A 12468-nucleotide genomic window follows, 5' to 3' on the forward strand; every position below is an offset into this window, starting at 1 on the left:
TTCCTGTTTCAGAGTGGCATCAGGCCAGTGCTTCAGCAAGTTTGCCTGTTTGGCGTTGTGGTTGTTTACCAAAACGGTAATGGGCCATGCCTTCCATAATGCCGTGGGCATAATGGGCCTGGGCAAAGTAGATTTTTTGCTGACCCTTTAGCGCGGCAAGTTCATGGCTGTGATTGCCAACCACAACTGCCATGGTATCGCCCGATAACATTTCGATATCGTTGCCAGAGTCACCCGCAACCAGAAAGTGTTTGAGTGGCAGGCCCCATTTGTAGGAAAGATAACGAATGGCATGTCCTTTCGAGGCGCGCACTGGCAAAATATCGAGAAATTCATCATGTGAATAAATCACTTGAGCGTGCAGATGCAATTGGTGCAGATGCTGTTTAATGGCATCCATCCCTGGCATGACTGATGGATCAACCAGATATGAAATTTTGAATTCGCGTTGATTTTCAGGGGCTTGTAGTCGCAAGCCGGGGTAGGTGTTTAAGGCGCGTAACAGGTCGTCACGGCGCCATAAATGGCGTATGTGGTTAGCCCAGCCCTCATCGGGTGTCTGGCGTGCGCCATAATGGATCTCGGAGCCAACCGAAGTAATTAATACATCTGGAACAGGAATGCGATGTTTGCGCAGAATATCGATGGCGCTTTCAAGGGGTCTGCCAGTCGCAATGCCAAACACCGCTTCTCCAGCGTTGGCTTTAAGCCAATCGACTACGGCTGTCTGGCCTTCACGATTGCCCAGCAGGGTGTTGTCTATGTCGCTGATAAACGCATAGTCCGCCAATGGAATGGTAGAAGTCCCCGCATGCAGTGCAATGCGCTGTTTACGCAGATTTTTCCGATGCTTGTGCAGCAGTGCACGCACCTCTTTTAAGTATTTGCGTACGTGACCATCCCAGGTGTAATGGCGTTTGATATTGAGGACCCCATTACTGGCCCATGTGCGCCAGCGCTTTTTATCAGAGAGTGCCGCCAGCAGGCTTTCGGCAATGGCATCGCTTTCCAGCGTGTTGGTGAGTAAGCCATTGCGACAATTGGCCAGAATATCGCGGGGGCCACCATCGTCCGGGGCAATAGTTGGCAGGCCACTGGCGGCAGCTTCCAGCAAGGTCAGCCCAAAAGGCTCGGTAAAGGCGGCATTGATAAATACTCCCCGCCGTTTGGCTGCCAGACGATACAACTCAGGGATATCCTCTTGTGGCCAATGTTTGGGTATCGCCACTTTGCCCCACAAGTCATAAGCGTCGATGTCCAGCAACATCTCATTCATCACTGCTTGCTGGGCTTTGTCCAGCAGGCGTATATCTTCCCTGCTACCTGCCACTAATACCAGATTCGCCCGCTTTTGCAGTTCGGGATGGGTGCCGTAAGCAGCCAGCAGCCCTTTAATGTTTTTTCGCAATTCGGGCCGACAAATGCATAGAATCATGGGTTTTTTAGGCTGCGTCAAAAAACGCGCAATGCTGTTTTCCACGTTCTCAACAACCTGACGCCTGCCCAACGGTGAAAAACGGGTAGTGTCTGTGCCCGGAGGAATCACGCGAAACCGCTTGCCATCCATGTGTGCATACATGCCATATTGCAGCTCTATCTCTTGACGTGTGCTGGTCACAATCATGGCAGCATCCCGCAGTAACGCTTCTTCTTCTGCCACACGGCGTTCAAAGTTAAATTGCTTTTCAATGGTGGCGCGTTTACGCCCGCTCGATAGCAAACGCATCTGTTTAGGCAAGCCCAGTGAATGACCCGTATGTATCAGGGGAATTCCCAGCAACATGGAGAGCTGGCGGCCCACATAGCCCGCATCGGCATAATGTGAGTGAATCACATCTGGTAACCGGCGCTGCTGACGCAAATAATGCAGGCATTTATCCACCATCTGATCCAGATGTGGCCATAAATGTTCTTTGCGTAAATAGCGTTTTGGCCCACAAGGCACACGCACAATACGTGCTTTATCACACAGTCGCTCTTCTGGTTGCGCATAATCTGTAGACACTTGCGGGTCATCAATCAGGCGGGTGAGTAAATCCACTTTTGCCACTTGTGCTTGTTTGGCCAACGCCTTCGTCAGTTCCAGCACATAGGTACACTGGCCCCCGGTATCCGCATCCAGGCCAAGCTCAAGCTGCTCGCCACGGATCAAGCCATGAGCGCTGATCAGTAAAATATATAACGGTTCAGAATGGTCTTTTAAATGTGTTCGCATGTATTTTTCTAGTTGAATGAATGATGCTAAACCATGTGTAAGCATTGGCTATCGGCGTGCATGCCACGAAGAACGCAATCTGCATCCGGTTTTTGTTTTTAAGTAACAGCGGAATGTGCGTGATTTCGCACTAAGTAATTTTATTTATATATAATTGACATAAATATTTATGGGAAAGTTTCGGCTTTTTTAAACAAAAAGCCCTGCGCAGTGATACACAGGGCTTTATAGAGCAGTCTTTTAAAAGTCAGCAGGCAGGGCCAGTTGCGAAAAATGTACCTCCTGCAATATGGTGTATGGTACGCAAATCATCATGCCCATCAAAATGCCAACGCCCGTCCGAAAACACGCGTGCATCCGCATGCGCAGCCACCACTTCGGCAATAAACAGATCATAAGTGTTCTGGTTGTGTGGCTCGCGGATAATTTTGCATTCCAGCCACGCCACGCAACCCGTGACTAACGGTGCAGTGATTTCTTGTGCAGCAAAAGTTTCAATGCCGTATTCAGCAAACTTGTCGGTGCCTTCCAAATCGCGGCCGCTGATACTCCCCACCTTTTTTACCATCTCGATTTGCTTCACGCAGGGCAGGTTAATCGCAAACGTGCCTTCGGCTTCCATCAGTTCGCGGGTGTAGGTTTTGCTGTCAATGACGACAGTGACTTTGGGTGGATTGAAGTCTAAAGCGCAGACCCAAGCAGCGGCCATGATGTTGCGTTGGCCGGCGTGGGCAGAGCTTATTAGAGTTGTGGGGCCATGATTAAGAAGCCGGTAGATTAATTTACTCTCTATTGTCATTTTATAAATCGAAATTTCTATTTTTTAGCTCTTCGCATGCCCCATCTAAACCAGGAAACAGCGAACCGGCTGTGATGCCCATGTAGCGCAGTTCCTGCACCACTTTATCCCTCTCAGATAAAGGTAAGTCAAACGCATAAAGATATTTCTTGCCATTTTTCTTCTCACATTGTTGTATGTAAGTTTCAATATCATCAATGTTTGTAATTGCAGAAACTGCCTGTTGAGGAATCATGCGTTCATTTTCAATTGCAAGAAACTCACTCATTGAAAAATGCAATATTCCGGTAGATAGGTGGACCAGTTGAGTATAGTCATTTCTCCATGCATCTTGGTCAAACATAATTATTCTAACTTTATTAGTTTTCTCTGCTTTTATAACTGCATCTTTCGAAATGTTACGAAAAGCAAAGAAAGCAGCTACATAAGGAGATAATGTCCAGTCTAATAGTGGAGTTGGGTAGCCATGATGTTGGACTAAATTAAAGAATGCGCCATTTTCATTTGGTATCTCAAGGTTGAATGTATGTTTTGTTCTAGCACTTAAATGTCTGTGCAGAACACGAATATCGTCGTTAATAAATCTCTGAATGTTAGTTCGATTTGTTCTATGAAATGAGGTTCTCAAACGCCAAGGCTCTTGTTGACCTCTAAAGATAAATCTTCTATTTTCTAATTTAGCTACTGCTCTTTTAAAACTATCCCAGGTGACTTTTTTGGAAGAAATTTTTGATTTGGTATTTGCTTTTGGTTTTTTTAAATTGCAATTTCCAATAGTAAGATTGGATTTCCAATTTAATACAAGGTTGCTTTCTGTCCATTTCCCTTCAACTTCAACGAACTCTGGTAGTTGAGAGTGGGGGAACTCAGTTTGCATCTGGTCAATCGTAATCGGAAGGCCAGGCCATCTATTCAATGCAGTGATATTTTTGGTAGTAAATTTGAACTCATTCTTTTTGGTAATGGTGCTGAACCCTACCAAAGAATTAGCAATGCTATTGTCGTCCTGTAATAGGAATGCAGTCCCTTGGTACCAATCGCCACAATCATCGACATTAAGTATTATTTGTCCAGATGTAGTTCCACCAAACCTTCCAATCCATTGACCATTCATTGCCTATTGAAATCCTTCCTGGGTGATTACTGCTAAAAATACAAGCAATTTAATTTATCAACTATATAAGCCAAGTAGGATGCGCCCTGTGCTCGCGTTACCGAATCACGGTACGCGTAGTGCACCAATTTCTTAACCTTATAGCACAATATTATTTGTTACCGATTGGATTTGACACTTCATTTCGGTGCTTGCAATTAAGCTAGCGAAACCATAGCAAGGGTCTGGTCTATTGTCAAAATAGCTTTTAAAAATGTTATGATTGGCTTATGGCACCGACCGTTTTTCGTGATGGCTCATTTCGCTTCTTTTTCTTTTCTCGTGAAGAGCCACGGATGCATATACACGTGTCACACACGGACGGTGAAGCAAAGTATTGGATTGAGCCAAAAATTGAGTTGGCCATGAACCAGGGACTTACGCAAAAGCAGCTTAATGAAGTATTGCTGTTGGTTGAAAAGCATTACGAGGAGATTTTAAATGCCTGGCACAAACACTTCGGAAATTGAAGTTTCTTTAGCATCAAACAAAGGTTTCTGGTTGTTGCTAGACGCAGAGGAGTTATTTGTGCCTTTCTCTGAGTTTCCATGGTTTAAACATGCCACGTTAGAAGCCGTCACAACGGTTGAAAAGCCTTCTTCTAACCATCTCTACTGGCCTCTATTGGATATTGATTTATCGGTAGAGTCTATCCGCAACCCAAGTGCATTTCCTTTGGTATCTCAATCTAGGAATTAATACACTTATCTGACGCGCTTACAGTCCGACGTAGGTATTATTTATAAATAACACCAAAATCTGTTTTAAATCCAACTTTTTAATGGCTTGCTCAATCAAACTGTATTCCTGCTTGCACGGGAATGACGCGTTCTTTGTGCGCTTTTTATCCATTATTTCTGCCAGTTATCCCGCAAGGTCACCGTTCTGTTAAACACCGGTTTGCCAGCAACGCTGTCTTTACGGTCAGCTACAAAGTAGCCATGGCGCTCAAACTGATAACACTCACCCGGTTGTGCTTCCTGTGCACTTTGTTCCAGTTGCGCAGTGATGGTTTTCACTGAATCCGGGTTGATGTCTTCCAGAAAGTCTTTGTCACCGCTACCGGGGTGGGCTTGTTTAAACAGGCGGTCATACAGACGGATTTCGGCGGTATAAGCGTGGCTGGCACTCACCCAATGGATATTGCCTTTTACTTTTACGCTGTCAGCGCCCGGTGTGCCGGATTTGGTGTCTGGCAGATATTCGCAATGTACGGTGGTCACGTTACCAGCCGCGTCTTTCTCGCAGCTGATGCATTTGACCACATAGCCGTAACGCAGGCGCACCATATTGCCCGGGAACAGGCGGAAATAACCTTTGCTGGGTTCTTCCATAAAGTCTTCACGTTCAATCCACAACTCTTTGGAGAGTTTGACCACGCGTTTGCCCAGTTCCGGTTTTTGCGGATGGTTGGGGGCGTGGCAATCTTCATCTTGGCCTGCTGGATAGTTATCAATCACCAGTTTGATCGGGTCGAGCACGCCAATTTTGCGCGGCGCAGATTCGTTGAGCACTTCGCGCATGCAATCTTCGAGAATGTTGTACTCAATCCAGGAATCCGCTTTTGAAACACCGATGCGGTCAGTAAACAGTTTAAAGCCTTCTGGCGTGTAGCCGCGGCGGCGGGCACCGGCCAGCGTGGGCAGGCGCGGGTCATCCCAGCCGGATACGTGTTTTTCTTCGACCAGTTGAATCAGTTTACGCTTGGAAAGCACGACATAGGTCAGGTTCAGGCGTGCAAATTCGTATTGGTAGGGCACCGGGTTTGCCAGCAGGTTTGCCTCCACCAGACGCGCCATCAGCCAGTCGTAAAAAGGTCTTTGGTCTTCAAATTCCAGTGTGCAGATGGAGTGCGTGATTTGTTCCAGCGCATCTTCAATCGGGTGGGCAAAAGTGTACATCGGGTATATGCACCATTGGTCCCCTGTGTTGTGGTGATGCGCACGGCGAATACGGTAAATCGCCGGATCGCGCATATTAATGTTAGGCGAAGCCATGTCAATTTTGGCGCGCAACAACATGCTGCCATCCGGGTGCTTGCCGTCACGCATTTCGCGGAAAATACGCAGGTTGTCTTCTACGCTGCGGTTGCGGAAAGGTGAATCTTTGCCAGGCTCAGTCAGCGTGCCACGGTTGATACGCACTTCATCGGCCGTTTGCTCATCGACATAGGCATGCCCATGCGTAATCAGCGCTTCAGCCGCTTGGTACATCACATCAAAGTAGTCTGAAGCAAAGTACAAATTGCTTTCTTGCTTGCCGTTGGGAGTGGGGTTCTCCCAGCCAAAGCCCAGCCATTGCACCATGTCCGAGATGCTGTCTACGTATTCCTGACTTTCTTTTTCCGGGTTGGTGTCATCAAAACGCAGGTGACACACGCCACCATAATCACGCGCCAGGCCAAAGTTTAAAAAGATGGATTTGGCATGGCCGATATGCAGGTAGCCGTTAGGCTCTGGCGGAAAGCGGGTGCGGATTTTGGCAAAATCTACCTGACCAGCCGCTTGATGTGCGGCATCACCGGGACTGCCAGCCCATTTTTTGTTGGCGTATTTGTGTTCGGCGAGATCTTTATCAATAATGGCGCGGATAAAATTGGAAGCGGCTGGCAGGGGTTCTTTTTCTGTGGACATGGTGTGATACTTGTTTTTAAAGTGTTCCTATTTTACACCCTTCGCAGGGCGCACCAAAACAGTTAATACACGGTGAGTCTCACTTTTATCATTGCGCCAGAGGCCACGGCAGGTGTTCGCGGGTATGCTACACTTCTGGCTGAAACAGAGCTTCACAAGGGGCATGCTTGCCCATTCGTCCATACGCAACGCTATCCGAACAAAACCAAACACATCATTCTATGAATAAACTGGCATTTCCGATTCTTGCTGTGCTGGCCGATGGCAAGTTCCACTCCGGTGAGGCGCTGGCACAACGCTTTGGTGTGACACGGGCCACGGTCTTCAACGCCATCCAGGCTGCACAAACGTTGGGAATTACCGTTTTGTCAGTACATGGTCGCGGCTATCGTTTGCCACAACCGGTGGTTTTGTTGGAACAGGAAGCGATTCTGGCGGCGTGTGGCGACTATGCGCCCTGGTTTCATATGCAGGTATTGGCGCAGGTGGATTCTACCAATCGCTACTTGATGCAGGAAAGTGTACGTGGCGTTCCGCATGCGACCTGTGTGGTGGCTCAGGTGCAAACAGCGGGCCGAGGCCGTCGCGGCCGCAACTGGCTTTCTAAGTTGGGCGGTAGTCTGACTTTTTCACTGTTGTGGCGTTTCCAATGTGGTGCGGCAGGACTGTCTGGCTTGAGTTTGGTAGTTGGGCTGGCGCTCGTGCGCGCACTGCATGGCATGGGCCTGGTAGACGTCCGGCTTAAATGGCCGAACGATCTGATCGTGCAAACCCATGGCGAATGGCAAAAGCTTGGCGGCATCTTGATCGAGTTGCAAGGCGATATGGAAGGGCCAAGTGCTGCAGTGATCGGGGTAGGCCTTAACCTGGATGTTGACACCACATTACGGCAGCAGATAGATCAGGCTGCGATGGGTTTGAATCAGTTGTATGGCAAAGCGCTGGATCCGAACCAGGTGCTGGGGCGATGCCTGGCATCACTGGCTGAGCATTTAAACCTGTTTGCCGAACACGGTTTCAGCTATTTTCAGCCGCAATGGGCAGCGTATCATGCCTTTCATCAGCAAGCTGTCGATTTGCATCTGGTGAATGGTCAGGTGCTGCCGGGCCGGGTCATCGATATTGCAGAAGAGGGCAGTCTGCTGGTTGAAACAGCCAGCGGTATACAACGTTTTAATGCCGGTGAAATCAGTGTGCGGAGCGCCGAATGAGGCTGCTGATTGATGCGGGGAATACGCGCACTAAGTGGGCTTGGGCAATGGAGGCGGGTGGTCCGGACGTTGACAGCGTATCTGCCTTTGATAATGCCAGTTGGTTAAATCATGTAGAGGCTGCAGAGCAGACTGCCTTTGCCAGTGCAGTAGCACAGGCCACAGAAATATGGATCAGCAATGTTGCCGGTGCGCTGTGGCTGCAAGTGTTTGAATCGCTGGAGACTGTAGCAAGAATGCATTGGGTGAGTGCAAGTGCGGAGGCGCTTGGGGTGCATAATCGCTATCATGATCCTTCGCAATTAGGCAGTGACCGCTGGTGCTGCCTGTTGGCGGCCTGGGCACATTATCAACAACCGGCACTGGTGGTCAATGCCGGGACTGCTGTGACCATAGATGCCCTGCAAATCATGGAAGCCCCGACTCTCAAAAAGCATGCTGTATTTGACGGCGGTAGCATACAGCCTGGTTTGCAACTCATGTGGCAAAGCATGCAACAGCGTACCGCGCAGTTGAATGCTGCATTTCCGGATGATTTTTTAGCGGTGGATGCCCGCCCCCGAAATACGCAGCAAGCGATGCTGCTAGGGTGCTTGCATGCGATAGCGGGGGCGGTATTGTTGCAGTATCAAGCATTGACCAGCACCTGCGCAAACCCTCCCTTGTTGTTACTCAGCGGAGGCGATGCACCGCGTTTACAGCCTCATTTATCACAAATATTGTCAGTACAGGCCATTATTGTGGATAATCTGGTTTTAAGGGGATTGGCCAGTGTGGCCGAAAATATGACGCAATGAAAAGACTTGTCTGGATATTACTGCTGCTGAATGTGCTGGTATTTGCTTATTTTAAGCTGGCCGATTTGACGCCTGTGGTCAGCACATTAAAACCGGAGTTGCATCCGGAGCAGATGAAGTTGCTCACTGAGCAATCTCTGAATGATTACCCTCGACGCAGTCCTGCCCAGCCAGTTCAGGAAGGCCTGAATGCGCTGGCCGAAAACGCTGAAGGCGTGTCAGATGTTGCGGCACAAGTTACAACCCCGGGTGCAACTGAAGTTGTCAAAACGGATATTGCCAAGTCAGAAATCGCCACGCCAGAAATTGCAATATCAGCGTTAAGTAAGCCTTCCAATCCACGCCAGGACACTAAAGTGGCTGATAAGGCAGAATCCAAACCCACGGTGCACATGTCAGCGACCCATGTGTGCTATGAGTGGGGCAGTTTTAACTTGGCCAGAATCAACGAAGCCGTGGATGCAGCCAACCAGCTTGGCATTAAAAATTTCGTGAATCAACAAACTGGTGCTGTCGAGAATACACGCTACTGGATTTATAAACCACCGCTGGCATCTGCCGAGGCCGCACAGATTAAAGCGGATGAATTGCGTAAACTGGGTGTTGAAGACTTTTTTATCGTGCAAGACCCCAAGTGGCGAAATGCAATTTCATTTGGTGTTTTTCGCGACGAGCAATTGGCGGATAAACTCATGACAGACCTGAAAGCCAAAGGCGTTCGTCTGTTGGTCAAATCCACGCGTTATGGCGGACAAGGGCAAGCTGTGGTCAAGTTGCAGGATGTGACAGTCCAACAGTTTGCTAACCTGAAAAAAACACAACCCCAGTTTCCTGATTCCGTTTTAAAAGAAACACCATGCCCATAACTGCTTTCAACAGTCAGCATGACGGTACGCCATTAAAACAGTTGATGACTTAAATATGTAAGTTACCTCCACTACCGAGCCTGCATGAGGCAGGTTCGGTAGTGGAGGGTCAGCACTGACTATAGCGATGAGTAATCCATTCTGCGTCGTTTAATATAAGCAAGACCGAACAGTCCTGTGCCAAACAACCAAGCGGCGGCGGGTATGGGAATTGACGATGGTGAAGATGCCGAACGTGCTTGCGCACCGGCTAGAGACCATTGAATGGTTGTGATGTATGAACTGCCGTTGGACGTACTGAATATATAGCTAAACTTATCACGAATCGCGCTGTTAAAGCCTTCTTCCCACTCAATGTGACCGTTGGTGTAAGCACCCAAAAACCCTTCATCAGTGCTTGTATCCATAAAAGTATATGCCGAGCACCATGCGTCATAAGCGCTACAGCCGTTAAGATACTCACCATTGTTGAGCTTGATTTGCGAAAATACTTGATTAATTAATGCTTGACCAACAACCTCAGCTTTACCTTTGTCATAGTTGTCAAACACGCTGTTATTGGCAAGGTAGCCATGCCCAAATTCAGCATCATACAGCACCCCATTTATCTCAATATTTTTTGCGCCATAGACCACATTGTTAACAATGGTCAGTAGTGTTGCGTTGGCATGCATACTGATAGTCAGTCCCGCCAGCGTTATCCAGTTTACAAATTTCATGGGCACCTCTCTTTTTTGTTGGTTTGGATCGCCCTTTCTGATTCAATTCCGCATTGGATAAAGCGATGGTTAAACACGATTAGGCTTAACCTGTATAACGGCACGATATTCTGGAACTTGAGGTCAACTGTGCGCATTGAAACTTCTGATCCGCTGCCGTCAATGATTTAATTTCAGAGATAACAGCCACATCCATTAGCCCATTCGGGCTAATGGCGTGCAAAATCGGCCAGAATGACAGAGAGTGTCAGTAATTGTCAGAAAAGTTCAGAACATGGAGTTGAAGAGTTGTTTAAGATAGCCCTTGCAGTTTTAGCGGTCAATTATTCAATTTTTAGGAATCTGTTATGCAAAATACCACTATAAACAATGCGGTGATGGCAGCCATCGTTGCTGCAGCAAGCCTCAGTTTCAACGCTGAGGCCGCGTTGACATCCTACACAGGTGCAAACGGTGCAGGCATGGTTTACAGTTCAGTCAGTAATGTGACGTGGACAAAAGATGCAAACCTTTACAAAACGCTCAATCTGACTTCCAACGGACATATCTCGTTATCGACGGCCAACGCTTTTATCAGTCAATTAAACGCCAGCAACTATGGTGGTAGCCAGCAATGGCGCTTGCCAACCTTTCAAGAGCAAAAAGAGTTGTACCAACAAGAACTGAACGGCAAGGAATATGATCTGACTGCCAATCGTTTCATACCCAATGCTTATGATGTCAATAATGTATTTGATAACGAGGAGCCAAGTATTTACTGGACATCCACTCTTAGACCAGATATGTACCCAAGAATTGATGCCTGGAACTTTGGATCCGGCAGCACATATATAGGGTATGGCGCCTGGAACAGTGCATTTCTGTGGGTAGTTTCTTCAGGGCAAGTTGCAGCCGTGGTCACGCCATCTGCCGTACCCGTCCCAGCCGCCGCCTGGTTATTTGGCAGCGGTTTAGTGGGTTTGGCAGGTTTGCGCCGTAAAAAACAAGCTTAATAACCAGCGTTGATTTAAAAAGGCTGGGTGCCTGTCAGGGCTCCCGGCCTTGCTATTGTTGGTCTACACTTTTTTTAAAAATAATGCATATAGCGCAAAGTTACTTCATCTGCCAGCCGCAGGCCATTCTCAATCGCGGTATCTTTCTGGTAGCGCAACATCCACTGGTTTCCGCCCTGCGTATAAAACAATAAGCCAAGCGCAATGCGCGTATTATCAGCTGCATCGCTTAACTTGCTATTGTTGACATAGGTTTTGCCGCCACGGTTGATTTGTGCCATGCTAAAAACATGAATGCTTGGCGTGATTTTATAACGCAAAGTATCACTTAGCGCGTAGGTTTTTTCTTGTGATAATTCATCGGTGCCTTTTAGTTGTGTGTTGAGGATATAACGCGACTGAGTGAAATCCCTGTATGCATTGTTATCACCATACCACGCAATTTCGGGTGAAAATTCATTCACCCACTTGTCGCCCAATGTCGTCACCCAGCCACCACTCAGGACAAAACGCCAGCGGTTTTCACTCAGATTGATGTTTTTACGGGCATCGTAATCCCCGGTAGGCAACGTCATAAACGCAGTGACACCTAAGAACTCGTGTTTTGCCGGTTGGTTCACCAGCCAGAGCGTGCCACCTACACCGATATCTCCATGCACGCCTTGGGCACCTTCTCCCAGTATTTTCTGCATATCCACCAGCGCGCTGTAGCTGCTGGAGGTATTTTCAATATTGCGGTATGAGGCGACTAACACCGGTGCGACAGTAAACTCCCCCAGTGTCATAAATTTTGACAGGCGGATAGAGGCGACTTGGGATTCAATGACTGTTTTAGCCAAAGGAATTGCAGGTAAAAACGGACTGATACGCACGCTGTTTTGCGGTAAGCTGCCATTGACATAAGCGCCTATCTGACGGCGTTGCAGCAGGTTGAAGGCAAGCTGTACAGTGTCAGGTTTGACCACATAATCGTCTGGCATTAAATCGAGTTGCGCCGCTTGTGCTGAGGTGAATATGAGCGCCAGCGCTAAAAATATACTTGCACGGACTGATTTAAAGATGAAATGATGCACTATTGATCTC

The 12468-nt window shown here is 47.9% G+C and carries 12 protein-coding genes; 6 read left to right on the plus strand and 6 right to left on the minus strand.

Annotation, left to right across the window (positions count from 1 at the left end; translation table 11 throughout):
* Window positions 1-19: 19 nt before the first annotated feature.
* From Q9291_RS06860 to Q9291_RS06870, 3 genes are all read right to left on the minus strand, one after another.
* Window positions 20-2215: an HAD-IIB family hydrolase gene (locus Q9291_RS06860; RefSeq protein WP_306389290.1), complete on the minus strand. Its 2196-nt coding sequence runs from the start codon at window positions 2213-2215 to the stop codon at window positions 20-22.
* A 247-nt stretch (window positions 2216-2462) separates the two neighbouring features.
* Window positions 2463-3014, minus strand: a complete 552-nt coding sequence (locus Q9291_RS06865) for a flavin reductase family protein (RefSeq protein WP_306389291.1) — start codon at window positions 3012-3014, stop codon at window positions 2463-2465.
* A gap of 1 nt (window position 3015) precedes the next feature.
* Window positions 3016-4128: an FRG domain-containing protein gene (locus Q9291_RS06870; protein ID WP_306389292.1), complete on the minus strand. Its 1113-nt coding sequence runs from the start codon at window positions 4126-4128 to the stop codon at window positions 3016-3018.
* 269 nt (window positions 4129-4397) lie between these two features.
* On the opposite strand from Q9291_RS06870, the gene Q9291_RS06875 reads away from it, so the two are divergent.
* Window positions 4398-4637: a DUF4160 domain-containing protein gene (locus tag Q9291_RS06875; RefSeq protein ID WP_306389293.1), complete on the plus strand. Its 240-nt coding sequence runs from the start codon at window positions 4398-4400 to the stop codon at window positions 4635-4637.
* Window positions 4609-4866, plus strand: a complete 258-nt coding sequence (locus Q9291_RS06880) for a DUF2442 domain-containing protein (protein WP_306389294.1) — start codon at window positions 4609-4611, stop codon at window positions 4864-4866. The genes Q9291_RS06875 and Q9291_RS06880 overlap by 29 nt, the downstream gene beginning before the upstream one ends.
* Window positions 4867-5018: 152 nt before the next feature.
* On the opposite strand, the gene Q9291_RS06885 is transcribed toward Q9291_RS06880, so the two are convergent.
* Complete coding sequence (locus Q9291_RS06885) at window positions 5019-6800, minus strand: glutamine--tRNA ligase/YqeY domain fusion protein (RefSeq protein ID WP_306389295.1); 1782 nt, start codon at window positions 6798-6800, stop codon at window positions 5019-5021.
* 221 nt (window positions 6801-7021) lie between these two features.
* Here Q9291_RS06885 and Q9291_RS06890 point away from each other — a divergent pair, with 221 nt between their 5' ends.
* The 3 genes from Q9291_RS06890 to Q9291_RS06900 are packed head-to-tail and all read left to right on the plus strand — an operon-like array spanning window position 7022 to window position 9674.
* Window positions 7022-8011: a biotin--[acetyl-CoA-carboxylase] ligase gene (locus tag Q9291_RS06890; RefSeq protein ID WP_306389296.1), complete on the plus strand. Its 990-nt coding sequence runs from the start codon at window positions 7022-7024 to the stop codon at window positions 8009-8011.
* Window positions 8008-8808: a type III pantothenate kinase gene (locus tag Q9291_RS06895; RefSeq protein ID WP_306389297.1), complete on the plus strand. Its 801-nt coding sequence runs from the start codon at window positions 8008-8010 to the stop codon at window positions 8806-8808. The genes Q9291_RS06890 and Q9291_RS06895 overlap by 4 nt, the downstream gene beginning before the upstream one ends.
* The gene (locus tag Q9291_RS06900; protein WP_306389298.1) at window positions 8805-9674 is read left to right on the plus strand and encodes an SPOR domain-containing protein; all 870 of its coding nucleotides are present in this window, start codon (window positions 8805-8807) and stop codon (window positions 9672-9674) included. The genes Q9291_RS06895 and Q9291_RS06900 overlap by 4 nt, the downstream gene beginning before the upstream one ends.
* 119 nt (window positions 9675-9793) lie before the next feature.
* On the opposite strand, the gene Q9291_RS06905 is transcribed toward Q9291_RS06900, so the two are convergent.
* A complete protein-coding gene (locus Q9291_RS06905; RefSeq protein ID WP_306389299.1) occupies window positions 9794-10393 on the minus strand; it encodes a VPLPA-CTERM sorting domain-containing protein in 600 nt (199 codons plus the stop codon).
* Window positions 10394-10740: 347 nt separating this feature from the next.
* Here Q9291_RS06905 and Q9291_RS06910 point away from each other — a divergent pair, with 347 nt between their 5' ends.
* Window positions 10741-11385 (plus strand): Lcl domain-containing protein, encoded by a 645-nt coding sequence (locus Q9291_RS06910; RefSeq protein WP_306389300.1) that lies wholly within the window; start codon window positions 10741-10743, stop codon window positions 11383-11385.
* 74 nt (window positions 11386-11459) lie between these two features.
* Here the strand turns inward: Q9291_RS06910 and Q9291_RS06915 are convergent, their stop codons facing one another.
* Window positions 11460-12458 (minus strand): transporter, encoded by a 999-nt coding sequence (locus Q9291_RS06915; protein ID WP_306389301.1) that lies wholly within the window; start codon window positions 12456-12458, stop codon window positions 11460-11462.
* Between the last annotated feature and the right edge of the window lie 10 nt (window positions 12459-12468).

The organism is Methylophilus aquaticus, from assembly GCF_030769565.1.
In the GTDB taxonomy this organism is placed as follows: domain Bacteria; phylum Pseudomonadota; class Gammaproteobacteria; order Burkholderiales; family Methylophilaceae; genus Methylophilus; species Methylophilus aquaticus.

Bases quoted from the DNA above. Each gene is read 5' to 3' on its own strand.
- Q9291_RS06870 (WP_306389292.1), bottom strand. From the start codon at position 4,128: ATGAATGGTCAATGGATTGGAAGGTTTGGTGGAACTACATCTGGACAA.
- Q9291_RS06910 (WP_306389300.1), top strand. From the start codon at position 10,741: ATGCAAAATACCACTATAAACAATGCGGTGATGGCAGCCATCGTTGCT.
- Q9291_RS06875 (WP_306389293.1), top strand. From the start codon at position 4,398: ATGGCACCGACCGTTTTTCGTGATGGCTCATTTCGCTTCTTTTTCTTT.
- Q9291_RS06895 (WP_306389297.1), top strand. From the start codon at position 8,008: ATGAGGCTGCTGATTGATGCGGGGAATACGCGCACTAAGTGGGCTTGG.
- Q9291_RS06900 (WP_306389298.1), top strand. From the start codon at position 8,805: ATGAAAAGACTTGTCTGGATATTACTGCTGCTGAATGTGCTGGTATTT.
- Q9291_RS06865 (WP_306389291.1), bottom strand. From the start codon at position 3,014: ATGACAATAGAGAGTAAATTAATCTACCGGCTTCTTAATCATGGCCCC.
- Q9291_RS06905 (WP_306389299.1), bottom strand. From the start codon at position 10,393: ATGAAATTTGTAAACTGGATAACGCTGGCGGGACTGACTATCAGTATG.
- Q9291_RS06880 (WP_306389294.1), top strand. From the start codon at position 4,609: ATGCCTGGCACAAACACTTCGGAAATTGAAGTTTCTTTAGCATCAAAC.
- Q9291_RS06860 (WP_306389290.1), bottom strand. From the start codon at position 2,215: ATGCGAACACATTTAAAAGACCATTCTGAACCGTTATATATTTTACTG.
- Q9291_RS06890 (WP_306389296.1), top strand. From the start codon at position 7,022: ATGAATAAACTGGCATTTCCGATTCTTGCTGTGCTGGCCGATGGCAAG.
- Q9291_RS06885 (WP_306389295.1), bottom strand. From the start codon at position 6,800: ATGTCCACAGAAAAAGAACCCCTGCCAGCCGCTTCCAATTTTATCCGC.